This window comes from Rhodobacter sp. (genome assembly GCA_020637515.1).
In the GTDB taxonomy this organism is placed as follows: domain Bacteria; phylum Pseudomonadota; class Alphaproteobacteria; order Rhodobacterales; family Rhodobacteraceae; genus Pararhodobacter.
Genome location: JACKKG010000001.1, coordinates 3,034,746 through 3,059,698 on the forward strand (window position 1 = coordinate 3,034,746; position 24,953 = coordinate 3,059,698).

The window sequence follows — 24,953 nt, forward strand, 5'->3', positions numbered from 1 at the left end:
GGCGGCGCCAGCCCCGCCACGGGGACCGGCGCCGCCCGTTCGCTCAGGCGGTGGCGGGACGCAGGAAGCCCGCAAAGAACGCCGACAGCTCGTCCCGGGCCGAAAGCGGCAGGACATGCGCGACATACTGGTCGGGCCGCACGATCACCAGGCAGCCCTGCGCCTTGTCGATGCCGCGCCGGGCAAAGATGTCCTCGCCGCGCTTGGGGTCGATGCAGAACACCTTTTCATAGTCGCACAGCCCGTATTTCCCCTTGTGCGGGCGCAACAGCGACGGCATCGCGCCATATTCGAGATCGCGGAACCCGTGCTGGAACACCGCGCGCAGGTCGATCACCGCGTCGGGGTCGTCGCTGGCCCGCGTATGCCTTCGCACGGGCGAGGTCGGGTCCCGCTCGAGGTGGTTGCAAAGCGCGTCGATGGCGCCGCCCGCCTGCCCGGTGTCGCCCGCGGGCGCAAAGGCGAACAGCCGCCAGCGGGCGTCGGCCTCGACCGTGTGGCCCAGTTCCATCGGCTTGGCGTCCGCCAGTCGGATCACCGGGGCGGAATGGAACCGCTTGCCGATCTCGAACCCGGGCGCCAACGCCTGATGCGTGGCGGTGCCGGTCAGGGCCGAGGGCTCGTAACGGATCGTCAAGCCGCAGGTAAAGGGCAGATTGCGCACAAAGGTCTGCGCCACGACCGGCATGTCGCCGGCGACATCGTCATGCGACTTTGCCCCGACGACGCGGGCCCATTCGTGGTCGAAATCGACCAGCCCCTTAGCCGCCGCGCGGCGTTCGGCGGAATAGCTGTGCAAAAGCGCGGCGTCGGCGCGGCCGGTCAGCACCGCGATCAGCTTCCAGCCCAGGTTGAACGTGTCGCCCATGGACACGTTCATGCCTTGCCCGGCCTTGGGGCTGTGGGTGTGACAGGCGTCACCCGCCAGCATCACGCGCGGCGTGCGGGTCGCAACCTGATCGGCCGGCACATCGTCGAACTTGTCGGTCAGGCGATGGCCGACCTCGTAGATCGACCACCAGACGACCTCTTTGACGTCAAAGGCGAAGGGGGCAAAGATGCGCCGGGCCTTGTCGATGATATTCGTCTCGTCCATGCCGCGGTCGGCGGCGCGCTCGTCCTCGCCCAGGCGGTCCAGTTCGACATAGAGCCGCACCAGGTAGCCGCCCTCGCGCGGCAGCACCATGAGCGTGCCCTCGCTGGCCGAACGCACGAAGGATTTCATCCGCCAGTCGGGGAATTCGGTCACCGCCAGCACATCCATCACCCCCCAGGCGTGATGCGCCGCGTCGCCGTGCAGCGCGCCGCCGATCGCCGAGCGCACCGCGCTGCGCGCGCCGTCGCAGCCGATGACATAGCGCGCGCGCACCGTCTCGGTCTGCCCCTCGCGGCCGGGCGCGGTATGTTCCAGCGTCACGGTGACCGGGTGGTCGGCGGCCTGCGGGTCCACCACCAGCGTCTTCACCCGCAACCCGTAGTCGGGCACCAGCCGGGTCGGCCCGTTGCGCATCAGGTCAAGATACATGTCATGCACCCGCGCCTGGTTGATCAGCACATGCGGCATTTCCGAGGTGTCGTCGGGCACGTCCTGGACCCGGGCCGCGCGCTGAATGCCCCCCTTGTCGGCCGGCGTCCAGAAGGTCGTCTCGTTGATCCAGACCGACTCGCGCTTGATCTTCTCGGCAAAGCCGAACGCCTGGAACATCTCCATCGAGCGGACCGAAATGCCGTCCGCCTGCCCCTTGACCATCGGCTCCAGCTTGGGTTCCACCAGCATGGTGCGGATCGTCGGAACCTGCGCCAGTTGCGCGGCCAGGCACAGGCCCGCCGGCCCCGAACCCGCGATCAGCACATCCACCGTGTCGGGCAGACCGTTCGTGCGGTCATGCGCGCCCGGCGCCGCGGCGTGGACATCGGGATCGCCGCCCCGGAATCCGTTCAGATGGAATTGCATGGAAGTCCCCTCTTTCGCTCGACCGGCACGCGGCCGTCGCGGTATTGGTAACTATACTTACCAAATTGCGTCAACGAAAAAGTATGTATGCTTCCTATTTTCCGCAAAGGCCTGTAGTCTGGGCCGAACCGCGATGCCCGCCGACCCGAGGACCGCATGGAAGCCTATGAAATGGCCGGCCACCTGATTCGCCGGTTGCAGCAGATCTCGACCCAGGTGTTTACCACCCGAGCGCGCGAGGCCGGGTTCGACCTGACCTCGGTGCAATTCGCGGCCATGGATGCGATTCGCGAAAGACCCGGCATCGACCAGGCCGGTGTCGCGGCCATGATCGCCTATGACAAGGCCACCATCGGCGGGGTCATCGACCGGCTGGTCGCCAAGGGGCTGGTGGCGCGCAGCGTCAGCGAACGCGACCGCCGCGCGCGCGAGGTGCGGCTGACCGACGCCGGCCAAGCCTGTTTCGACGCGCTTCTGCCGATCGTGCGCACGCTGCAAGACGACATCCTGGCGCCGCTGGCCCCCGAAGAGCGCCGCCGCTTCCTGAACCTGGCGCGCAAGCTGATCGACGGCGCTACAGCGTCATGATCCGCGCGCTGGCGGTGTCGTAGGCAAAGGAACAGCGCACATCCAGGCTTTGCCCGCCGCGGCTGACGTTCAGCATGACGTCGCGCGACACGGCGATGCCGGCGTCGTTGACAACCTCACGCGTGCCGGTCACGCCGCGCACGTCGAACCCGGCGTCGCGCCCGGCGGCCATACAGGCGCTTTCGGCCAGGCTGGTCGAGGGCGCCGCCGGCCCGGCCGCCGGCGAGGACGTGCCGCCCCAACCAGTGCGCGGCGCGCCGGGGCGATAATCGGGAATATCAAGACAGCCCGTCAGCGCGACACAGCTTGCAAGGGCAGCAAGGGCAAGGGTTTTTCTGCTCACGTCGGCCTCTTCCGCTGGGGGCCGGGGTCCGTGCCCGGCCGCCCGTCTCACGCGCCGATCAGCGCGCGCGCGGCACCGCGCGCCGCTTCGGTTATCGTATCACCCGAGATCATGCGCGCAATCTCGTCGATGCGCGCGTCGGCGGAAAGCGGCATCACATGGCTGAGCGTCGTTCCGTCGATCACCCGCTTTTCGACCCGCCAGTGATGTGCGCCCAGCGCGGCGACCTGCGGCGAATGGGTGACGACAAGCACCTGCGCATCCTGCGCCAGCGCCCGCAACCGGCGGCCCACGGCATCCGCCGTCGCGCCGCCCACGCCGCGGTCGATTTCGTCAAAGATCAGCGTCAGGCCGGATTGCCCGCCGGTCAGGCAGACCTTCAGCGCCAGCAGAAACCGCGACAATTCCCCGCCCGAGGCGATCCGGTTCAGCGGTCCTGCCGGGGCGCCGGGGTTGGTTGCGACCTCGAAAGTGGCGGAATCGGCGCCTTCGGGGCCCGGTTCGGCGGGCGCGAGCACGGTCTGGAACACCGCGCGCTCCATCTTCAGGGGCGCGAGTTCGGCGGCCATCGCCGCGTCCAGCCGGCCCGCGGCCTCGGTCCGCACGGCGGTCAGCGTGGCGCAGGCGGCGTCAAAGGCAGCCTGCGCCGCGGACTCGGCCTGGGCCAGCTTCGCCAGTCCCTGGTCGCCCGCGTCCAGCGTTTCCAACCGCTCGCGCAGGCCGGCGGCGTGGGTGCCCAGATCGTCGGGCAGCACGCCATGCTTGCGCGCCAGTCCGCGCAGGGCAAAGAGCCGTTCCTCGACCTGCTCCAGAACGGCCGGGTCGGTATCCAACGCGTCGAGACAGCCTTCGACCGCCGATTGCGCGTCGGCCATCTCCGAGATCGCGCGGCCCAGGGCCTCGATCGCGCCGTCGAGCCGCCCTTCGACACCCTCGGCCGCGTCTTCGAGCCACCGCAGCGCGTCCAGCATGAGCCGCTCGGCCCCGTCGTCGCCCAGCGCCTGCGCGGCCCGCTGCACGTCGCCCTTCAGGCGCACCGCCGCCTGCATCAGGCGCCGGCGCTGGTCCAGCTCGGCCTCTTCGCCCGGCTGGGGGTCCAGCAGATCCAGTTCCTTGACCGCGTGGCGCAGAAAATCTTCCTCGGCGCGCAGGGCGTCCAGCCGGTCGGCGGCGGTGGCGCAGGCGCGGCGGGCGTCGGACAGCGCGCGCCAGGCGGCCCGCACCGGGCCCGTGTCGGCGCCCGCATAGGCGTCCAGCAACTGGCGGTGACCGCGCGGGTTCAACAGGCCCCGGTCGTCGTGCTGGCCGTGCAGTTCGACCAGCGTGTCCGACAGCGCGCGCAGGACCTCGCCCGAGGCCCGGCGGTCGTTGATCCAGGCGGTCTTGCGCCCCTCGGCGGTGTTGACGCGGCGCAGGATCACCTCGTCGTCGCAGCCGATCCCGGCCTCGGCCAGCACGGCCCGGCCCGGGTGGTCCGCATCCAGTTCGAACACCGCCTCGACCTCGCCCTGCTGGGCGCCCTGGCGCACCAGATCGGCGCGCCCGCGCCACCCCAGCACGAATCCCAGCGAATCCAGCAAGATCGACTTGCCCGCACCGGTTTCTCCGGTCAGCACGTTCAGGCCCGGCCGGAACACCAGGTCCAGCCGGTCGATCAGCAGCATGTCCCGGATTGCCAGGCTGCGCAGCATTCCGCCCGCCTCCCCCCCCAGGGTCAGAGCCACTCGCCGCGCACGGTCCGGCGATAGACCTCGCGGATCCAGCTTTCGCCGGCCGCGTCGGTGGTCAGCCCGGCGTCGGTCAGCAGGCGATAGCTGTCCTCGTAGAACGGACTCGAGCGGAAGTTGTGGCCCAGGATCGCACCCGCCGTCTGCGCCTCGTCGCGCAAACCGAGCGCCAGATAGCATTCCACCAACCGGTGCAGGGCCTCGGGCGTCTGGGTGGTGGTCTGATACTGTTCGACCACGGCGCGGAACCGGTTGATCGCCGCCGCATAGTTGCGGCGCGCCAGGTAATAGCGCCCGATCTCCATCTCCTTGGCCGCCAGGCGGTCAAAGGCCAGATCGAATTTCAGCACCGCCGAACGCGCGTATTCGGTGTTCGGATAGGTTTCGATCACATAGCGCAGATGTTGCAGCGCCTGAAAGGTCAGGCCCTGGTCGCGGCCGACATCCTCGATCTGGTCGTAATAGGTCAGCGCCACGATATAAGCCGCCCATGCCGCATCGGGGTCGCCCGGATACTGGTCCAGGAACCGCTGCGCGGCGGCGCGGGCCTCGTCATACTTGCCCTCGCGGTGCAGCGCATAGGCCTGCATGACGATCGAGCGGCGCGCCCAGTCGGTATAGGGGTAGAGCCGCTCGACTTCGCGGAAATAATGCAGCGAATCCTCGGCGCGGCGGCTGTTTTCCAGCACGTATTCCCCACGCTGGAAGATCTGCTCGGCGGTGTAGCCATCCAGGGATTCGCCATCGGCGTTGTTGCGGTTGCACGCGGCGAGGCTCAGCACCACCGCCCCCGACATCGCCAGCACCGCGAGTTTGCGCCCGATACCGCTCATGTCGTAATCCATCCTTCGACCACCACCCCGGAGGCGCGTGCCATGGCGCGCGCGACGAATCCCTCAACGTCACCCGCCCGGGGTGCTGAAGGGTCTGGTAGCACAGTTGCCGGGGACACGCAAAACGCCATTGCGCGGAAAATCGCCATGGACCGAACCCCGCGCCGGGGTCAGGCGGCTGGCGCCAGATCCTCGGCGCAGACACCCGCGCCGGGAAGCGAATGCGCCTGTTCGCCGTCCACAGTGACCCAATCCCAGGCCTGCGGATCGGCCAGCAGCGCGCGTACCAGGCGGCCGGTCAGCGTATGGCCCGCCCGGTGGCCGACGTAGCGGCCCAGGATCGGCGCGCCGGCCACCGCCAGGTCACCCATCGCATCGAGCATCTTGTGCCGCACCGGCTCGTTGGCGCGGCGCAACCCGCCGGGGCTGAGGACATCCGGCCCCGCGACCACCACGGCGTTCTCATAGGTGCCGCCCAGCGCGAGGCCGTTCTCGCGCATGAAATCCACGTCCGCCTGCCGGCAGAAGGTGCGGCAATCGCTGAGTTCGCGCACAAACGTGCCGTTGCACAGTTCGAGTTCGAGCTGCTGGTGGCCGATCGCCGCATCGGGAAAGTCGATCTCGAAGGCGATGGACAGCCGGTCCGCGGGTTCAAGCCGCGCCCAGGCCTCGCCCATCCGGACCTCGACCGGGCGCAGAACCCGGATCGCGCGCAGCGGCGCCCCCAATGAGCGGGTGCCGACCGCGACGAACGCCGCAACGAAGGGCCGCGCGGAGCCATCGAGGATCGGAACCTCGGGCCCGTCCAGTTCGATGCGCGCATTGTGGATGCCGCACCCCGCCAGCGCCGCCATCAGGTGTTCGATGGTCGAGACGGTGACGCCCTCGGCGTTGCCGATCCGCGTGCAGAGCGTGGCCTCGATCAGGGCGGCCGGTTCGACCGCGACGCGGCGGCCCGCCAGGGGGCCGCCCAGGTCCGTGCGATCGAACACGATGCCGGTATCGGCCGCGGCCGGGTGCACGCACAGGTGCACCGGCTCGCCCGAATGAAGCGCGACGCCGTCGAAACGAACACTGGCCTTGAGCGTGGTCTGCACGAGCAGTCCCCAAACTGTTTCTCTGTTCACAGTTTCTTTAGAAACCGTGACCGCAATGCTCAAGTCACGCTTTGTAACACGATGTAACAGTGCGGCCGGGGCTGCGCGGGTTCTTGCTCATGGCCGGGACCACAGCGCCAAACCCATGGATTCAAAACGGAAAGAACCGGCTTTCGCCGGTTCTTCCAGGTTTTTCGCAGCTGCGAAGTGATACCGTTTCGCGCCTCAGTTCGCCTGCCGGCGCAGAAACGCCGGGATTTCGATCTGCTCGTGCGAGGCGCGGTGCTGGGGCTCGTCGTCATAGGCCTGCACCGAGGGTTGCGGGCGCGCGTGGCGCGGCTGGGCCTCGGCGGCGTGGCCACCCGACATGCGGTTGATGAGCGACCCCAGGCCGAACCGGCCGCGCTCGGCCTGTTGCTGGGGCGCCGACGGGTGGTGCTGCACCGGCTGCTGCACCGGCTGGGGTGCGGGCTGCGGCGCGTATTGCGGGCGGCGAACCACGGACTCGGGCTCTTTCATCACGGCTTGGCGCAGGCGTTCCAGCGTCTCGGGCGAGGGCTGGCCGGTCGCGCGGTTCGGACGCGGGGCGGTATAGGCGGCCTCGGGCGCGGGGGCGGCAACGGGTTGCGGCGCCGCCGGACGCTTCAGCACGACCGTCGGGCGGGGCGCATGGGCGTCCTCGCCCAGGACATCTTCAAGGAAGAAATCGTCCTGCACGGGCTGCGGCGCGGGCGCCTGGGCGGCGGGCGCCTCATAGGCGCGCTGGTCAAAGCGCGGCTCGTGGCGCGGCTCGTGGCGCGGCTCCGGGCGGAACTCGTGACGCGGCTCCGGGGCGGCCTCGAACCGGGGCTCGGCGCGCATCGGCTCGCGCGGGGCCTCGCGCACGGGCTCGGCATAGGCGGCCGGCGCATAGTCATAGTCGGGCGCATCCTCGACCTGGGCATAGACCTCGTCGCGGGGGGCTTCCTCGATCGTCAGCGGGGCCTCGGCCACCAGCGGTTCGGCCAGGCGGCGGCGCGGCACGTCGGCGACATGGGCGCCGGCTTCGATCCCGGTGGCGACGACCGAAACGCGGATCATGCCCTCCATCTCGGGGTCCATGGTCGAGCCGACGATGATGTTCGCCTCGGGGTCCACCTTGTTGCGGATCAGGTTCGCGGCCTCGTCCAGTTCGAACAGCGTCAGGTCATGCCCGCCGGTGATGTTGATGAGCACACCCTTGGCGCCATTGAGGCTGATTTCGTCCAGCAGCGGGTTGGCGATGGCCTTTTCGGCGGCCTTGAGGGCGCGATCTTCGCCCGACGCCTCGCCGGTGCCCATCATGGCCTTGCCCATCTCGTCCATCACCGCACGCACATCGGCGAAGTCGAGGTTGATCATGCCGGGGCGGACCATCAGGTCGGTGACACCCTTGACGCCCTGATAGAGCACGTCATCGGCCATCGTGAAGGCCTCGGTCGCGGTGGTGCGCTCGTTGGCCAGACGGAACAGGTTCTGGTTCGGAATGATGATGAGGGTATCGACGACCTTTTGCAGCGCCTCGACCCCCTCTTCGGCCTGGCGCATCCGCTTGGCGCCCTCGAACGCAAAGGGCTTGGTCACGACGCCGACGGTCAGCACACCCAACTCGCGGGCGGCCTGGGCGATGATCGGCGCAGCGCCGGTGCCGGTGCCGCCCCCCATGCCGGCGGTGATGAAGCACATATGCGCGCCCGCCAGGTGATCCATGATCTGGTCGAGCGTTTCCTCGGCGGCGGCGGCGCCCACGGCGGGACGGGCACCCGCGCCCAGGCCCTCGGTCGCCTGCACGCCCAACTGGATGCGGGCCGGGGCCTTGGACTGCTGGAGCGCCTGCGCGTCCGTATTGGCGACCACGAAATCGACGCCTTCGAGATTCTGCTCGATCATGTTGTTGACGGCGTTGCCGCCAGCACCCCCCACACCGAACACGGTGATCCTGGGGGTGAGATCCTTCTTCTCGGTCGCGATGAAATTGAGTGCCATTGCCTGTCCGCCTGTATGATTGCCGGTCATCCGGTCTGGTTTGCTCGGGTCGTCATCCGGTCTTGGGTGATTTGCCAGATTTGACGACGATCTTAACCCGGCCTCGAGTCGCCGTCATCAAAAAAACGAATCACCGAGGCCGAGTTTTGGCGATATATCGCCCTCTTTTCCGTCCCTTCGCCGGATCTGGCCCCTTGACCCGACAGGTTGCGATGCCGCGCGACCGCGCGCTTACCAGTTGTCGCGGAACCACTTCATCGCGCGTTTCAGCGGCTTTGCCGCAAAGCGTTGGGCGGGAATATCGAAATCCCACCATTCATCCTGCGGGTGGGCGGCGTATTGGCACAGGCCGACGATCGCGGCGTAATCGGGCCCGGTGGCGGCCTGCGGAAGGCCCGGCACGCGGATCGGGCGGCCCAGGCGCACCTGCTGGCCCAGGATGCGCGCCGCCAACCCGTCCAGACCGGGGATCTGGCTGGAGCCGCCGGTCAACACGATCTGCTGGCTGGGCAGATGGTCGAACCCGGCCACGTCGAGCCGCGCGCGCACCTCTTCGAGGATCTCCTCGACGCGCGGGCGCATGATGCCGATCAATTCCGAGCGCGTGACCGTGCGGCGATCCTTGTCCCAGTCGCCGCTTTCGCCGCCGATCTCGATCTGCTGGCGGTCGTCCTGCCCCGTGGCCTGCACCCCGCCATAGAAGGTCTTCAGCCGTTCGGCGGTCGAATAGGGGATCTTGAGCAGCTTGGCGATGTCCCCGGTGACGTGGTCGCCGCCCAGCCTGAGGGTGTCGGCATAGATCATGTGGCGCTTGATGAAGATCGACAGCGTGGTTGTGCCGCCGCCCATGTCGATCGCGGCGGCGCCCAGCTCCTGCTCGTCCTCGACCAAGGCGGCGCGACCGGCGACATAGGGGGCGGCGGCCAGGCCCGCCACCTCGACATCGCAGCGTTTCAGGCAATGCACCAGGTTCTGCACGACATCGGTATCGACGCTGAGCAGGTGCATGTCGCACCCCAGCCGCTGCCCGGCCTGCCCGCGCGGATCGGCCAGACCCGAGCGGTGGTCGAGCAGGAAATTGACCGGCTGGGCGTGCAGCACCTCGCGCCCGGGGCCGATGTCGGGCGCGTCGCAACTGTCCAGCACGCGGGCAATGTCATGCTCGTTCACGCGGTCGGATTCGATCTCGACCGTGCCTTCCAGCCCGTAGCTGCGCACTTCGCCGCCCGAAAAGGTCAAGATCGCATGATCGACGCGCGTCTGCGCCATCTTCTGCGCGTTCTGCAACGCGGTGCGCACGGCGCGCTCGGTCTCGCGCATGGCGGCGATCTCGCCAAAGCGGACGCCGCGCGAACACGTCGTGCCGGCACCGATCACCCGAAACGCCGCCTGCCCCGCCATCGAGCCCACGCCCGACCCCTCGCGCGGGCCATCCGAGACGCCGAATTTCAGGATCAGGCAGGCCACCTTGAAGGTGCCGATGTCCATCACCGCGATGACACCGCGCTGCATCGCCTGCCGGCGCAGGTTCCGCATGGCCCTTTGCGACTGGTAAAGATCGGTCATCAGTTCACGGCTCCGGTTTGCATGGTTCGGTTGCGGGTCAGCTCGGACATGGCGTCGGCGGTCAGGCGCAGGGTCGGACGCGCGGGATTGCGCATGTCCACCGCCACCACGTCGCGCGACAGAAGCTGCTGCGCGCTGTCCAGCGCCACGACCCGTTCGAGCGCGCCCAACGCGCCCTCGGCCGGCAGCAGAATGCGTTGGCCGCGGTCCAGGACCATGTCCCAGCGGCGCTGGCCGACCCGAACCAACCCGCGCAGCCGCGGGTGCAGCGGGCCTGCGGCGGCCCACAGCAGGCGGGCCTCGGCGATCTCGTCGGGGGCGCCCTCGCCGGCGATCAACGGCAGGTCGGGGCGCGCGGCGCGGGTGGCAAGCCGGGCGACGCGGTGGCCGGTCGCATCGACCAGGTCCAGCCCGACCCCGTTGCGCCAGATCATCACCGGCACGCGTTCCTCGATGCGCACCTCAAGCACCCCGCCCGAGCGGACCTGCAACCAGGCGCGTTCGACCGCGTCCAGGGCCTCGGCGGTCTGGCGCAAATGGGCAAGGTCCAGGTCCCAGGTCGAGACCGGGAAGGTCACGCCAAGGATGCGCGCCACGCCTTCGGCCACCTCGGGCGAGCGCGATTGCACGTCGATCGCGGTCACCTGGAACATCGGCTGCTGCTTGATCCAGTCCTGCGCCTGATCCACAACGCCGCCCAGCGCCGCGCGATTGTCCTCGCGCGCAAGCCAGCCACCGGCCAGCCCGGCCATCAGCAACAGCGGCAGGCCCACGCGCACGAAATGGCGCACCGTGGGCGTCAGCCACAGCCGGTTCATCCGATAGGCCAGGCGGCTGGGCGACGGATCGCGCGCGCGGTTCGGGGTGCGCGCGGGGGAAACCGGCTGCGCGGGGATCTCGGCCCAGTCCATGGCCGCGACCGTGGCCACGGCGGGCGGCAACTGCGGCTCGACCGGGGTGGGCCGCGGGGATGCGGCGGCGGCAGGCTGCTGTTCGACCTCGGGTTCCGGCAGCGGCGGCCAGGCGCGGGCCGGCATCTCGACCGGCCAGCGCGCGGCGATCGGCAGTTCGGCATCGGGTGGCGTGCCGGCGCTGACGGTGGGGGGCATCCCCTCGACCGGGTCGGGCCAGTTCCATTGCGACCGCCCCTGCGACGGCGTCGGCGCCCGGCGCGTCGCGGTGTCCCGGGTCAGCGTTGACACGAGGCATCCTCCACCAGCCAGCGGCACAGCGCGGGAAAGGAAATCCCGCAATGCGCCGCCTGTTCCGGGCTGAGCGAGGTGGGCGTCATGCCCGGCTGCGTGTTGGTTTCCAGCAGCACCAGCCCGTCCAGGCCGCGCGTCTCGTCCCACCGGAAATCGGTGCGGCTGAGGCCGCGGCACCCCAGCGCCCGGTGCGCCCTGAGCGCATGGTCGAGACAGGCATCGCGGATCGCGTCGGGGATCTCGGCCGGGATCACATGCCGCGATCCGCCTGCCTTGTATTTGGCGTCGTAATCGTACCAGCCGTCGGTCAGGATGTCGGTCACGGTCAGCGCCCGGTCGCCCAGCACGCTGGCGGTCATCTCGCGGCCGGGCGCATAGGCTTCGACCATCACCACATCGGGCATGGCGTCGTCCAGCGCGGGCGGGCCGTTGTTCTCGGCCTGGACCAGCCAGACACCGACCGACGAACCCTCGTTGTAGGGTTTCACCACATAGGGCGGCGCCATGACGTGGCGCGCGCGCACCTCGGCCTTGGCGGCCAGCAGGCTGGGAACCACCGGCAGGCCGGCGTCGCGGTAGACCTGCTTGGTGCGCTCCTTGTCCATGGCCAGCGCCGACGCCAGCACGCCCGAATGGGTATAGGGAATGCCCAGCCACTCCAGCAGCCCCTGGACGCAGCCATCCTCGCCCCAGCGGCCGTGCAACGCGTTGAAGGCCACGTCCGGCTTCAGCGCCACCAGACGCTCCGCCAGATCGCGGCCCGCATCGACCTCGACCACCGTGTAACCGGCCTCCCGCAGCGCGGCGGCGCACATGCGCCCCGAGGACAGGGACACCTCGCGCTCGGCCGAGATGCCACCCATCAAAACCGCCACTGTGGGGGCTGCCCTGCTCGACATGCCCACCAACTCTGCCTCATCGGGGCTTTGTGCCCCTGTCTTGTTAGAACCCCGGTCGCCCCGGGACACGGGTCTTTGGCCCGCTCAGTCCTGCGACGCGGTGGATTCACCGACGCGCATGATCTCCCATTCTAGCGAAATCCCGCTGTTTTGGAACACCCTATTTCGCACCGCCTCGCCCAGCGATTCGAGGTCCGCCGCCGAGGCGCCGCCGGTGTTGACCATGAAATTCGCGTGCATCGGCGACATCTGCGCGCCGCCGACCCGCGCGCCGCGCATTCCCGCGGCGTCGATCAACGCCCAGGCTTTCAACTCGTGCGTGTCGTCTGCGCGCCCGGTGCTGGAAAACCCGGCCGGATTGCGAAAGGTCGAACCCGCGCTGCGCTCCTTCGTGGGCTGCGTCGCGTCACGCTTGGCAAGCTGCTCCTCCATCCGCGCGGCCAGCGCGGCGGGGTCGCCCGCGGGCGCGCGAAACGTGGCGGCGACGATGACCCAACCCTCGGGCAGATCGGACTGACGATAGCGCAAGGCCAGTTCGGCGGCCGACATGTCGCGCACCACCCCGTGCCGCGTCACGACCCGCACCGTTTCCAGATGGTCCGCGACATACTGCCCATAGCAGCCCGCGTTCATCCGCACGGCGCCGCCGATACTGCCCGGTATGGTGCGCAGAAAGGTCAGGTCGCGCCCCGCCTCGGCCGCCTTGCGCGCGACATGCGCGTCCAGCGCGGCGGCCCCCGCGATGACCCGTTCGCCGGCGATCTCGATCCCGTTAAAACCCCGCCCCAGCCGGATCACAACCGCCCGAAGCCCCCCGTCGCGCACGATCAGGTTCGATCCGAGGCCCATCGGGAACACGTCCACCCCGGGATCCAACGCCGCCAGGAACGCCACGAGATCGGCCTCGTCCGCAGGCTGGAACAGCCAGTCCGCGGGGCCGCCCACGCGCAGCCAGGTCAACCCGTCCAGGGGCCGGTCCGCCGTCAGCGTGCCGCGCACCGCTATCTCCTCAACCCGCGCCATCGCGTCCCTTTCCTCATGCCGCCAACACCCCGGCGGGGATTTTCAAGGGGGGCGCGCCCCCCTTGAAGCGGGGGTGCGGGGGCGGCAGCCCCCGCCCGCCCCGTCACCCCAGCCGGGCCGGCAGGGCCTGCGCCCAGGCCGAAATCGTCCCCGCACCCAGACAGACCACCATGTCGCCCGGGCGGGCCTCGGCCCGGACCAGGGCCGCCAGATCCTCCTCGCACCGCAGCGCATGCGCCGACGGGTGCCCCCCCGCTGCGATCGCCGCCACCAGGTGGTCGCGATCGGCGCCCTGGATCGAGTCCTCGCCCGCCGCATAGACCTCGGCGATGGCGACCACGTCGGCGCCCTGGAAACAGGCCGCAAACTGATCGAACAGCGCCGCCAGACGCGTGTAGCGATGCGGCTGATGCACCGCGATCACCCTGCCTTGCCCGCCCAGCGCCTGGCGCGCGGCCTTGAGGACCGCGGCGATCTCGACCGGATGGTGGCCGTAGTCGTCGATGATCGTGACACCGTTCACCTCGCCCACCCGACTAAAGCGCCGGCCGACGCCCTGGAACCCGGCCAGCGCGGCCCGAACCTGGTCGTCCGTCATGCCCAGATGCAGCCCCACCGCCACCGCCGACAACGCGTTCGAAACGTTGTGCTCGCCGGGCATCGGCAAGGTCAGACTTTCAATTTTTCGACATTGTCCGCGCCAATTCACGGCGACATCGAAACATGCCTTGCCCTTTTCATACCTCAGCCCCTCGGCCTGGATCTGCGCCCCGGCACCGAAACCAAAGGTCACCACCGGACGGTCATGCACCGTGGCGGCCAGCGCCGCCACCTCGGGGTGATCGCTGCACAGCACCGCCAGCCCGTAGAACGGCACGCCCTGCACGAAGCGGCGAAACCCGTCCTTCAGCGCCTCGAAACTGCCCCAATGGTCCATGTGTTCGGGGTCAATGTTGGTGACCACGGCGACCTGCGTCGGCATCAGGTTGAACGATCCGTCGCTTTCGTCGGCCTCGACCACCATCCAGGACCCCGTGCCGGCCTTGGCGTTCGATCCATAGGCGTGGATCACCCCGCCATTGACCACGCCGGGATCGAATCCGCCGGCCTCCAGCATCGCCGCCATCAGCGTCGTCGTCGTCGTCTTGCCATGGGTGCCGGCGATCGAGATCGTGCGCCTGAGCCGCATGAGTTCGGCCAGCATCTCGACCCGGCGCACCACGGGCAAGCCCAGGCGGCGCGCCTCGGCCATCTCGGGGTTCGCGGCCTTGATCGCGGTCGAGGCAACGACCACCGCCGCCCCCGCGACATGCGCGGCCGCGTGCCCGACATGCACCGTCGCGCCCAACCGCGCCAGCCGTTCGGTGATCGCCGAACCCCTGGCATCCGAACCCTGGACCGTGAACCCCTCGTCCAGCAGCATTTCGGCGATGCCGGACATGCCGATGCCGCCGATGCCGATGAAATGGATCGGGCCCAGGCCCGGCGGAAGCAGTGTGCGCGTCATGAGCCCCTCAATGCGTCGGTGGGCCGGCCAGGCGTTCGGCCAGATCGGCCAGTCGCGCGGCGGCATCGGGAATGCCCTGGGCGGTCGCGGCCACCGCCATGCGCGTCGCGGCCGCGGGATGGGTCAGGATCGCGGCCACGGTTTCGGCCAACGCCTCGGGGGTGAAGGCGCTTTCGGGGATCAGCGCCGCCGCCTCGGCCTCGACCAGACCGCGGGCATTGGCGGTCTGCTCGTCGCGCAGGGCCGCCGCATAGGGCACCAGAACCGCCGGCCGGCCGATCACCGTCAGGTCCGCCACCGTCGAGGCCCCCGCGCGCGCGATGACCAGCTGTGCCTCGGAAAAGCGGCGCGGGATGTCATCGAAAAAGGGCGCGATCTCGGCCGGGACGCCGGCGGCCTCATAGGTCGCGGCCACGCGCGACAGGTCCTCGGGGCGGGCCTGCTGGGCCACGCGCAAATGCCGGCGCACGCCGTCCGGCAGGGCGCAAAGCGCCGCCGGCACCACGTCGGACAGCACCCGCGCGCCCTGCGATCCGCCGATGATGACCACGCTCATCGGGTAGTCGCCCGGCGCGATATAGGGCGAGGCCGCGCGCTCGCGCACCGCGGCGCGCACCGGATTGCCGATATGCACCCCGGTGACCCCGGCGGGCAAGGTGGTGGGCCAGGTGCCGCAGGCCACGGCCGAAACGCGGCGCGCAAAGACCTCGTTCACGCGACCCAGGACGCCGTTCTGTTCGTGGATCAGACGCGGGATGCGCAGCGCCCAGGCCGCGCCAAGTGCCGGAATCGACGGGTAGCCGCCGAACCCCGCCACCACGGCGGGGCGGTCCATGGCCATCTGCACCACGGCCTTGACGGTGCCCCCCAGGATCCGGAACGGCACCGCCAGTTTCGCCAGCACGCCGCCGCGCGCGAACGTCGCCGAACCGACCACCCGCCGCGTGACCGCCGGCGGAAAGCCGCCCGCATAGCGCGCACCGCGCGCGTCGGTGGACAGCACCACCCGCCACCCGCGCGCCAGCATTTCCTCGGCCAGGGCCTGCGCCGGAAACATGTGCCCGCCCGTGCCCCCGGCGGCGATCACCGCCAACGGAGGTTTGCGTGCCGTCGAAGCCATTACCGCCCCCGTGAGTGCAAGAGTTCGCCGATTTCACCCTGTGGACGCGAGCGCGTCAAGGCCAGCAGCATGCCCACCATCAACCCCATCGCCAGCAGCGAGGACCCGCCCTGGCTGATGAAGGGCAGCGTCATGCCCTTGGCCGGCAGCAGCCGCGCCGCCACGCCGATGTTGATCATCGCCTGCGCCGAGACCATCGCCACCAGCCCGGTGCCCGCCAGACGGATGAACGGGTCGCGTTCGCGCGACAGCCGCGACAGCGCGCGCAGGCAGATCACCGCGTAAAGCATCAGGATGAAGGCGACCAGGATGAAGCCGTATTCCTCGGCCGCGACGGCGATGACGAAATCGGTGTGGGCGTCGGGCAGTTGCCATTTCACCTGCCCCTCGCCCACGCCCAGGCCGAACAGGCCGCCCTCCTGGATGGCCGAGGTCGCGTAGCCAAGTTGCGAGCGGGCGTCGAGTTCGGGCGACAGGAAGGCGTCGATCCGCCGGGCAAAGTGTTCGGACGCGTTGTAGGCGACAACCCCCCCCGCGACCGCCGTGCCGGCCAGGCCGACGATCAGCAGGAAGGGCGCGCCGGCGACGAAATACATCGCCCCCCAGCCGAACAGCACCAGGACCGACTGGCCGAAATCCGGCTGGATGACCAACAGCGCGACCGTCGCCAGCGTGATCCCCAGCGAGATCAGCTTGCCCGGCGGGCCATTCAGGTCCTGCCCCGCCGCCATCAACCAGCCCGCCGTCACCGCCAGGCAGGGCTTCACGAATTCCGAGGGCTGGACGCTGGTGAACCCCAGGCTCAGCCAGCGCGTCGCGCCCTTGCCGAAATCGGTGCCGATCACCGGCAGCGCCAGCAGCGTCAGGAAACCGACGCCAAAGCCCAGAACCGCCCAGCGCCGGATCGTCTCGGGCGAGCGCATGGAGACGAACAGCATCACCGTGACCGACAGCATCGCATAGGCGGTGTGGCGTTCGAAATAATAGAAGGCCGGCATATGGTTGCGTGAGGCCAGCGGCGGCGAGGACGCCAGCGCCAGCAATAGCCCCACACCGACCAGCAGCAGGACCGAGGAGATCGTCCAGCGATCGACCGTCCGCCACCAACGCGACAGCACCGGCTCCCCGCGTTGTGCAGGGATGGTGCCATGAACCATTTCCGTCATGGGTTTATGCTCGTTCTGCCTCGACCGGCCCGTTTTCCGGGTCTCGCCCCCACGATAGCGGGAATGCGCCCCCAAGGCCAGAAGTTTGCGCGCCGTTCAGCGGCGGCGGCGCAGCAGATCGACGGAATAGAGCGCCAGCGCGGCCCAGATCAGCGGAAAGGCGATGCGTTTGCCGCCGTCGAAGGATTCGCCGAAAACCAGCACCGCGCAGAGGAACACAAAGGTCGGCGCGATGTATTGCATCAGCGCGATCGTGGTCAGCCGCAGCCGCTTCGCGCCGTTTGCGTAAAGCATCAGCGGCACCGCCGTGACCACGCCCGCGCCGACCAGCAACGCCGTCCTTGCGGTCCCCTCGTGCCCAAAGGCCAACTGCCCCTGCGACCAGAGCCAGGCCAGATAGCCCGAGGCGAAGGGCAGCAGCAGCAGCACCTCGAGCGTGAAGCCCTGATTGGGGCCGATCGGCAGCGCGCGCTTGAACAGCGCGTAGAAACCCCAGCTGATGGTCAGCCCCAACGACAGCAGCGGCAGGGTCCCGGCCTCCCACGTCAGCACCGCGACCGCCAGCCCCGCCAACCCGACCGAGGCCCATTGCGGCGCCGTCAGCCGTTCGCGCAGAAACACCGCGCCCAGAAAGACCGAGAACAGCGGGTTGATGTAATAGCCCAGCGCCGCGTCCATCACCCGGTTCGACTGGATCGCATACAGGTAGATGCCCCAGTTGATCGACACCAGCGCCGCCGTCAGACCCGCCATCGCCAGCATCCGCGGCGCGGTGATCGCGCGGCGCAGGTCCTGCGTGCGGCCCAGCGCAACCAGCACCGCCAGCGCGATCGGCACCGACCAGAACACGCGATGCGCCAACACCTCGAGCAAGGGAACGCTGTTCAGAAGATGCAGATAGAGGGGCAGCGCGCCCCAGATCAGATAGGCCGCCAGCGCCAGCAGGAACCCCGTGCGGCTGTCACCCTCGTGTGCCTGTCCGCTTTCGGCCTCGCGCGCCATGGACCGTCCCTTTCGATTGACGGCTCGGCTTACCCTGCGCGACGGTCCTGCACAAGTGCAGCACCTCGGGCTGTCCGCGTGGCGGGGCCAGGCCGGCTCAGGCGTCGATCAGTGCGCGCACCAGGGCCGCAAAGTGTTCGCCGCGCTTCTCGAAATCGGGATACTGGTCAAAGGACGCGGCCGCCGGCGCCAGCAGCACGACCTCGCCCGGCTCGGCCTCGGCGGCGGCGCGCGCCACGGCGCGGTCCATGGTTTCGCAGATTTCATAGGGCGTCTGGCCCAGTTGCAGGGCGAATTCGCGCGCCGAATGGCCGATCAGATAGGCCTTGCGCACCGCGCCAAGATGCGGGGCCAGCGCGGCGATGCCGCCGTCTTTGCCCAGACCGCCGGCGATCCAGCGCAGCCGGGCAAAGGCCTGCAACGCCTTTGCCGCCGAATCGACGTTGGTCGCCTTGGAATCGTTGACAAACGTGACGCCGTTCCGCTCGCCGATCAACTGGCTGCGGTGGGGCAAGCCCTGGAAACTGGCCAGGCCGGATTCGATCTGGCGCGGCGCCAGACCCAGCGCGCGCACCGCCGCGTAGGCGGCGCAGGCGTTCTGGTGATTGTGCGCGCCGGGCAGCCCGGCCATGGGTCGCAGGTCGATCGAGGCCACCTGCCGCCCGCCGCGCCATTCCGCCAGGAAGCCCTTGCGCGCAAAGACCGACCAGCCCGTCCCGGACAGCTTTTGCCCCGAGGAGACGCGGATCACGCGCAGATCGTCGCCCCCCTCGCCCAGTTGCATCGCCAGATAGCGGCCTTCGGGTTCGTCCACACCGATCACGGCGCGCGCGGGCGCGCCCTCGGTGAACAGCCGCCGCTTGGCCGCGAAATAGCCGCCCATGCCCGCGTGGCGGTCCAGATGGTCGGGGCTGAGGTTGGTGAAGACCGCCACATCGGGCGCGAGTCGCCGGGCCAGGTCGGTCTGGTAGCTGCTCAGTTCCAGCACCACGACGCCATCCTCGCCGGGCAGATCGACCGACAGCACGCCCGTTCCGATGTTGCCCGCCATCACCGCCGGGCGGCCGGCCTGGGTCAGCAGATGGGTAATCAACGCGGTGGTGGTGGATTTGCCGTTCGAGCCGGTGACGCAGACGACCTTGGGCGCCTCCTCGTTGCCGGCGAGCGCCTGAAAGAACAGCCCGATATCGTTGTCCACCGGAACCCCGGCGGCCGTCGCGGCGCCGATCACGGGGTGCGGCGCGGGATAGAGATGCGGAATGCCGGGCGAGGTGATGAGCGCCGCAAGGCCCTCGATCGCGCCTTGCCGGGCCAGATCGACCGGGATGAAGCCGGCGGTCTCGGCCTTGGCGCGTCCCTCGGGGCTGTCGTCCCAGGCGCAGACCTCGGCCCCGCCCGCGCGCAGCGCCTCGCAGGTCGCCAGACCCGAGCGGCCCAGGCCCAGAACACCGACCCTGAGGCCCCGATACCCTTCGACCGCGATCATGGAATCCCCCGAAAATCAACGCCCTGCGCAGCGTATCGCAGCCAGTCCGGATGGGGAAGAGGGAGAGAGATGGCGCGGTTGACGGGGCTCGAACCCGCGACCCCCGGCGTGACAGGCCGGTACTCTAACCAACTGAGCTACAACCGCGCGTGGGGGGTCAGATAGGGGAAGCACCGGAGGGCGTCAAGCGGGAAATCGCCGCCATTCGCCGCCTTTGCCGCACGCACCGGGTCGGCCGCTATCGCCCGTCCTGGCACTCGCCGCCCCCCGCGTGACCCCGGACCGCCGCGACCAGACGGGCGACATAGGCGTCCTCGATCCCCAGCACGCGCAATTGCCGGTCGATCCCGTCCAGGTATTCCGCGTTCGTGCCCAGCATCCCCCGCGCCGTGGCGATCATCCGCGCCTGATCCGCGACCGCGATCCCGGGCCGGATCTTGTCTTGCGTGCGGTCGGCGACAAAGCCCAGCGCCTCGATCGGGCCCTGGTCCGTGTCCAGCGCCAGCCAGGCGGGGCGATAGGCCGGGGCAATCATCTCGCGGCGGAACAGCACGAAGGTTTCGTGGTCCCGCCGGTCCGCGGGGATGCGGAACGCCAACCCCTCGCACCAGCCGCCGGCGTCGAGGGCCAGCATCAGGCCCGGGGATTGCGGGCTGCCCCGCGCCCCTTCGTCCCACAGGCAGAAGCTGCGGCTGAAGCCGTCGCAGCGCGCCTTGCGCACCTCGTGAAACTCGACCGACGGGTCCCACATCAACGAACCATAGGCAAAGACCCAAAGATCGCCCGCATCGCGCCCGGCAAGAAAGGCGCGCCGCGCCGCCTCGCGTTCGGCGCTGGGGGTGCGCCAATCGGCGGGCATTCCCGCCGCCACCATGCGCGCATCCATCTGCGCCAGGTCCAGATCGCGAAACACCGATTGCGCGGCCGGCAGGATCTTTCCACGCAACGCGGGCTGGTGGCGGAACGGGTCTGGCTGGGTCACGGGCGGGGTCTCCTGCGGTGACGGGGGCGTGCCCGGACAGGGCGCTGGAACGCAAAAAGCCCCCGGTATCGGGGGCTTTCTGACAAGTGGCGCGGTTGACGGGGCTCGAACCCGCGACCCCCGGCGTGACAGGCCGGTACTCTAACCAACTGAGCTACAACCGCGTTGAGGGCAGGCAATAGCCTCGCCCCGGGGCGAGGTCAAGCGCCTTTCACGCAAGTTTCCGTCGCTCGACCCAGGCGCCCCATCCCAGCACCGCCAGATAGGACAGATCGACCAGCGCCAGCACCGTCCAGGGCTTGGTCGCCATCGCGCCGGCGAAAACCGCCACCCCCAGCAGCACCCAGATCGCCCGGTTGCGCGGCACCCGCCACGCCTTGGGCGACGGTGTCGGCAGGCGCGAGATCATCAACAGCCCGATCGCCCCCATGTAGAGCGCCACCAGCACCGGCCAGTTGCGCGTCTCGACCCAACCGGCCAGCGCCAAAAACACCGGCAGCAGGCCCAGCATGGCCCCGGCAGGCGCGGGCACCCCGACGAAATGCACCCGGCCGGGCGGAGGCGGCGCGTTGCGGTTCACGTTGAACCGCGCCAGCCGCAGACAGGCGCAGATCACGAAGACCAGCACGAACAGCCAGCCCATGCCCGGCAGGTCGCGCAGCACGAAATGGTAGACGAAAATCCCCGGCGCCACGCCGAAACACACGAAATCGCTGAGCGAATCGAGTTCCGCGCCAAAATGGCTGGCGGCGTTCAGCTTGCGCGCCAGCAGGCCGTCCATACCGTCCATGATCGCCGCCAGGATGACCAGCGCGGCGGCGGTCTGGTAATACTCGTCCAGCGTATAGCGAATCGAGGTGAGCCCCGCACACAGCCCCAGCAGCGTCACCAGGTTGGGAATCAGTTGCACCAGCGGCAGGCTGCGACGGTCGCCCGATTCGGCCTGGCCGTCCATGTCCCCGGCCTCGGGCAGCGGGTCCAGGTCGTCCTCGGGGTCCATCAGCGCACCTCGGCGGTGCGGGCGGGCTCGTCCGCGGCGAGATCCGCCAAAACGGTTTCCCCCGCGACCATGGTCTGCCCCAACGCCACCATCGGCACCACGCCGGGCGGCAGATAGACATCGAGCCGCGAACCGAAGCGGATCATGCCGAACCGTTCGCCGGTCTCCAGCACCGCACCCGGCTTGACCTCGCAGACGATGCGCCGCGCCACCAGGCCGGCGATCTGCACCACCGCGATCTGCCGCCCGTCGGCCATCCGCACGGCCAGCGAGTTGCGCTCGTTGTCAACGCTTGCCTTGTCGAGCGAGGCGTTCAGGAACTTGCCCGGCCGGTAGCTGACGGCCGTGATCTCGCCCGAGATGGGCAGCCGGTTCACATGGCAATTGAAGACGTTCATGAACACGCTGACGCGGGTCAGGGCCTCGGGGCCCAGGCCCAGTTCGGCGGGCGGAACGGCGGGCTCGATCAGCGAGATGACGCCATCCGCCGGGCTCACGATCAGCCCCTCGCGCTGGGGGGTGTAGCGGTCGGGATCGCGAAAGAAGTAATAGCACCAGACCGTCAGCACCACCCCCACCCAGCCCAGCGGCTGCCAGATGAGGAACAACACCAGCGTCACGGCAGCGAAAATGCCGATGAAGGGATAGCCCTCGCGGTGGACGGGCTTGATCACGGTCGAAAGCATCGAGTCGGACATCGGTCATCCTGTTCTGGTCATAGCGAGCCTATAGACCAGAACCGCACCGAGGCAAAGCATCCCCGCACGCCGAGCGCCCGCGCCGCGCCGCCCCCTCTTTGTGCCCCAAATATCCCGGGGGGTGAGGCCGCAAGGCCGAGGGGGGCAGCGCCCCCCTGCCCGCTCACCCCACAAGCACCGGCCAGAGCGTGGCGACCAGCAGCGCCGCCATCACCCCGTTGAACAGCCGCAGCCGCGCGGGGTCGCGCAGCCAGCCGCGCAGCGCCGTGCCCAGCATCGCCCAGCTCGACACGCAGGGCAGGTTGACCGCGCCAAAGACCCCCGCGACCAGCGACACCGACTGCCAGTCCGCCCCGGGCGCATAGAGCGTCATTGCCGTCAGCGCCATGGTCCAGGCCTTGGGGTTGACCCACTGGAACGCCGCCGCCTGGACCAGCGTCATCGGGCGGCCCGTGGCCGGCGCGGCGGCCGAGGGCGGCGCGGCATGGGCGATCTTCCACGCCAGCCACAGAAGATAGACGACCGAAACCACGGTCAGCGCCTGCCGGGCGGGTGGCCAGGCGGTGAACAGCCCGGCCAGCCCCAGACCGACGATCGCCGTCATCCCCGTAAAGCCCAGCGCGATTCCCAGCATGTGCGGAACCGTGCGGCGAAACCCGAAATTCACCCCCGACGCCAGCAACATCAGGTTGTTGGGCCCCGGCGTCACCGACGAGACAAAGGCATAGAGGATCAGCGCGAACAGCAGATCGTGGGGCATCGGGAACCTCGGAATTGGACGCGCAATCCTATGCCGTCACGGCGAGAATTTTGTTGTTATCATGCGGTCTGGAACGCTAGGATTGCAATCCATGATCGATTCCGACCGTATCAACGCGCATATATTGCGAGTTCTGTCCAGCGAGGGGCGGATCTCGAACCTCGATCTGGCGGAACGGGTCGGGCTGTCGCCCTCGGCCTGCCTGCGCCGGGTGCAGGACCTCGAGCGGCGCGGCGCGATCCGGGGCTACCGCGCGGTGCTGGACCCCCGGCACCGGGGCGTCGGCTTTGTCGCCTATGTGACCGTGGGGCTGAGCCAGCACACCAAGGCCGCGCAAGAGGGGTTCGAACGCGCCATGCACCGCGCCCCGCAGGTGCGCGAATGCCACAACATCACCGGCGCGGTCGAATACCTGCTCAGGGTCGAAGTCGCGGATCTGGCGGCCTACAAGCACTTCCACACCGAGGTCCTGGGCACCCTGCCCCAGGTCGCGGCGATCACGACCTATGTCGTCATGGGCTCGCCCAAGGACGAGCGCGCCTGACCGCGGCGCCCGGCGCTCGGCCGCGCGCGGGCACGCTTCGACGATGGACCCCGGACCGGCGCTGCGCTATTCAGCGCAACAGTCCAGCCGCCGAGGTCCCCATGTCCGCCCATGCCGAACCGATCCCGATGACCGCCCGCCGCGCGCCGCCCCTGCGCGGCATCGCCCAGGTGCCCGGCGACAAGTCGATCAGCCATCGCGCGCTGATCCTGGGCGCGCTATCCGTGGGCGAAACGCGGATTACCGGCCTGCTCGAGGGCCAGGACGTGCTCGACACGGCCGCCGCGATGCGCGCTTTCGGCGCCACCCTCACCCGCGACGCGCCCGGATCATGGCGCGTCCAGGGTGTCGGCGTGGGCGGTTTCGCGGAACCCGCGCAGGTGATCGATTGCGGCAATTCGGGAACCGGCGTGCGGCTGATCATGGGGGCGATGGCGACGACGCCGATCACCGCCACCTTCACCGGCGACGCCAGCCTGAACAAGCGGCCGATGAGCCGCGTCACCGATCCCCTGGCGTTGTTCGGCGCGCAGGCGCATGGCCGCCGCGGCGGCCGGCTGCCGATGACCCTGATCGGCGCGGCCGACCCGGTGCCCGTGCATTACAGCCTGCCGATGCCCTCGGCGCAGGTGAAATCGGCGGTGCTGCTGGCGGGGTTGAACGCGCCCGGCCAGACCGTGGTGATCGAACCCGAGGCCACGCGCGACCATACCGAGCGGATGCTGCGCGGGTTCGGCGCCTCGGTGACGGTCGAGGACAGCCCCGAGGGCCGGGTCATCACCCTGACCGGCCAGCCCGAACTGACCGGCCAGCACGTCGCCGTGCCGCGCGACCCGTCCTCGGCCGCGTTCCCGGTCTGTGCCGCGCTGCTGGTGCCCGGCTCGGACATCCTGGTGCCGGGCGTCAGCCGCAACCCCACCCGCGACGGTCTCTATGTCACGCTGCTGGACATGGGCGCCGACATCACCTTTGAAAACCCGCGCGAGGAAGGCGGCGAACCCGTCGCGGACCTGCGCGTGCGCCACGCGCCCGGGCTGCGCGGGGTCGAGACCCCGCCCGAACGCGCGGCCTCGATGATCGACGAATTCCCGATCCTTGCCGTCGTTGCTGCATTTGCGCAGGGCCCCACGATCATGCGCGGGGTCAAGGAGTTGCGTGTCAAGGAAAGCGACCGGATCGATGCCATGGCGCGCGGCCTCGAAGCCTGCGGCGTGCGGATCGAGGAGGACGCGGACACGCTGATCGTGCACGGCGCCGACAGCGTGCGGGGGGGCGCGACCGTGGAAAGCCGGCTGGACCACCGGATCGCCATGGCGTTCCTGGTGCTGGGCCTGGCCAGCGAGGCCCCCGTCACGGTCGATGACGCCAGCCCCATCGCCACCTCGTTCCCGCTGTTCGAGGGGCTGATGACCGGCCTCGGCGCCAGCCTGAACCGCGCGACCCGCTGAG

22 protein-coding genes and 2 tRNA genes are annotated in these 24,953 nt (G+C 69.5%); 3 read left to right on the top strand and 21 right to left on the bottom strand.

The genetic code is table 11. The features are described 5' to 3' along the window. Positions 1-43 precede the first annotated feature (43 nt). Positions 44-1,954: an FAD-dependent monooxygenase gene (locus H6900_14775; protein MCC0074546.1), complete on the bottom strand. Its 1,911-nt coding sequence runs from the start codon at positions 1,952-1,954 to the stop codon at positions 44-46. A 156-nt stretch (positions 1,955-2,110) separates the two neighbouring features. Between H6900_14775 and H6900_14780 the strand changes: the two genes are divergently transcribed. After that, a complete protein-coding gene (locus H6900_14780) occupies positions 2,111-2,542 on the top strand; it encodes a MarR family transcriptional regulator (protein MCC0074547.1) in 432 nt (143 codons plus the stop codon). On the opposite strand, the gene H6900_14785 is transcribed toward H6900_14780, so the two are convergent. From H6900_14785 to H6900_14880, 20 genes are all read right to left on the bottom strand, one after another. Then, positions 2,529-2,885, bottom strand: coding sequence for a hypothetical protein (locus H6900_14785; protein MCC0074548.1), 357 nt, complete (start codon positions 2,883-2,885; stop codon positions 2,529-2,531). The two genes, H6900_14780 and H6900_14785, sit on opposite strands and share 14 nt — an antisense overlap. A 47-nt stretch (positions 2,886-2,932) precedes the next feature. After that, a complete protein-coding gene (gene recN, locus H6900_14790; protein ID MCC0074549.1) occupies positions 2,933-4,576 on the bottom strand; it encodes a DNA repair protein RecN in 1,644 nt (547 codons plus the stop codon). A gap of 23 nt (positions 4,577-4,599) precedes the next feature. Next, positions 4,600-5,445 carry an outer membrane protein assembly factor BamD gene (locus H6900_14795; GenBank protein ID MCC0074550.1) on the bottom strand — a complete coding sequence of 282 codons (846 nt, stop codon included), beginning with the start codon at positions 5,443-5,445 and terminating at the stop codon, positions 4,600-4,602. Between the two features lie 170 nt (positions 5,446-5,615). Beyond that, positions 5,616-6,542 carry a UDP-3-O-acyl-N-acetylglucosamine deacetylase gene (locus tag H6900_14800; GenBank protein ID MCC0074551.1) on the bottom strand — a complete coding sequence of 309 codons (927 nt, stop codon included), beginning with the start codon at positions 6,540-6,542 and terminating at the stop codon, positions 5,616-5,618. A 225-nt stretch (positions 6,543-6,767) separates the two neighbouring features. Continuing rightward, positions 6,768-8,546, bottom strand: coding sequence for a cell division protein FtsZ (ftsZ, locus tag H6900_14805; protein MCC0074552.1), 1,779 nt, complete (start codon positions 8,544-8,546; stop codon positions 6,768-6,770). 231 nt (positions 8,547-8,777) lie between these two features. Further along, positions 8,778-10,112 carry a cell division protein FtsA gene (gene ftsA, locus H6900_14810; protein ID MCC0074553.1) on the bottom strand — a complete coding sequence of 445 codons (1,335 nt, stop codon included), beginning with the start codon at positions 10,110-10,112 and terminating at the stop codon, positions 8,778-8,780. After that, the gene (locus H6900_14815) at positions 10,112-11,023 is read right to left on the bottom strand and encodes a cell division protein FtsQ (protein ID MCC0074554.1); all 912 of its coding nucleotides are present in this window, start codon (positions 11,021-11,023) and stop codon (positions 10,112-10,114) included. Before H6900_14815 ends, ftsA begins: the two co-directional genes overlap by 1 nt. A 278-nt stretch (positions 11,024-11,301) precedes the next feature. Next, positions 11,302-12,216, bottom strand: a complete 915-nt coding sequence (locus tag H6900_14820) for a D-alanine--D-alanine ligase (protein ID MCC0074555.1) — start codon at positions 12,214-12,216, stop codon at positions 11,302-11,304. A gap of 84 nt (positions 12,217-12,300) precedes the next feature. Further along, positions 12,301-13,239, bottom strand: coding sequence for a UDP-N-acetylmuramate dehydrogenase (gene murB / locus H6900_14825; GenBank protein MCC0074556.1), 939 nt, complete (start codon positions 13,237-13,239; stop codon positions 12,301-12,303). A gap of 103 nt (positions 13,240-13,342) precedes the next feature. Further along, a complete protein-coding gene (locus tag H6900_14830) occupies positions 13,343-14,746 on the bottom strand; it encodes a UDP-N-acetylmuramate--L-alanine ligase (GenBank protein ID MCC0074557.1) in 1,404 nt (467 codons plus the stop codon). Between the two features lie 7 nt (positions 14,747-14,753). Further along, positions 14,754-15,866 (bottom strand): UDP-N-acetylglucosamine--N-acetylmuramyl-(pentapeptide) pyrophosphoryl-undecaprenol N-acetylglucosamine transferase, encoded by a 1,113-nt coding sequence (locus H6900_14835; GenBank protein MCC0074558.1) that lies wholly within the window; start codon positions 15,864-15,866, stop codon positions 14,754-14,756. Then, positions 15,866-17,032: a cell division protein FtsW gene (locus H6900_14840; protein MCC0074559.1), complete on the bottom strand. Its 1,167-nt coding sequence runs from the start codon at positions 17,030-17,032 to the stop codon at positions 15,866-15,868. Before H6900_14840 ends, H6900_14835 begins: the two co-directional genes overlap by 1 nt. A gap of 96 nt (positions 17,033-17,128) precedes the next feature. Beyond that, on the bottom strand, positions 17,129-18,034 hold the full coding sequence (gene rarD / locus H6900_14845) for an EamA family transporter RarD (GenBank protein ID MCC0074560.1): 906 nt from the start codon (positions 18,032-18,034) through the stop codon (positions 17,129-17,131). 97 nt (positions 18,035-18,131) lie between these two features. Continuing rightward, positions 18,132-19,520 (bottom strand): UDP-N-acetylmuramoyl-L-alanine--D-glutamate ligase, encoded by a 1,389-nt coding sequence (locus tag H6900_14850; GenBank protein MCC0074561.1) that lies wholly within the window; start codon positions 19,518-19,520, stop codon positions 18,132-18,134. A 70-nt stretch (positions 19,521-19,590) separates the two neighbouring features. Continuing rightward, a tRNA-Asp gene (locus tag H6900_14855) sits at positions 19,591-19,667 on the bottom strand. 91 nt (positions 19,668-19,758) lie between these two features. Then, the gene (locus H6900_14860; protein ID MCC0074562.1) at positions 19,759-20,502 is read right to left on the bottom strand and encodes a gamma-glutamylcyclotransferase; all 744 of its coding nucleotides are present in this window, start codon (positions 20,500-20,502) and stop codon (positions 19,759-19,761) included. Between the two features lie 87 nt (positions 20,503-20,589). Then, a tRNA-Asp gene (locus tag H6900_14865) sits at positions 20,590-20,666 on the bottom strand. Positions 20,667-20,713: 47 nt separating this feature from the next. Continuing rightward, entirely contained in the window at positions 20,714-21,457 is a 744-nt protein-coding gene (gene pssA, locus H6900_14870) for a CDP-diacylglycerol--serine O-phosphatidyltransferase (GenBank protein MCC0074563.1), read from the bottom strand. A gap of 44 nt (positions 21,458-21,501) precedes the next feature. Beyond that, entirely contained in the window at positions 21,502-22,200 is a 699-nt protein-coding gene (locus tag H6900_14875; protein ID MCC0074564.1) for a phosphatidylserine decarboxylase, read from the bottom strand. A gap of 163 nt (positions 22,201-22,363) precedes the next feature. Continuing rightward, positions 22,364-22,960: a LysE family translocator gene (locus tag H6900_14880; protein ID MCC0074565.1), complete on the bottom strand. Its 597-nt coding sequence runs from the start codon at positions 22,958-22,960 to the stop codon at positions 22,364-22,366. 91 nt (positions 22,961-23,051) lie between these two features. Here H6900_14880 and H6900_14885 point away from each other — a divergent pair, with 91 nt between their 5' ends. Further along, on the top strand, positions 23,052-23,504 hold the full coding sequence (locus H6900_14885) for an Lrp/AsnC family transcriptional regulator (protein MCC0074566.1): 453 nt from the start codon (positions 23,052-23,054) through the stop codon (positions 23,502-23,504). Between the two features lie 101 nt (positions 23,505-23,605). Next, positions 23,606-24,952, top strand: a complete 1,347-nt coding sequence (gene aroA, locus H6900_14890; GenBank protein MCC0074567.1) for a 3-phosphoshikimate 1-carboxyvinyltransferase — start codon at positions 23,606-23,608, stop codon at positions 24,950-24,952. The last annotated feature ends 1 nt before the right edge of the window (position 24,953 follow it).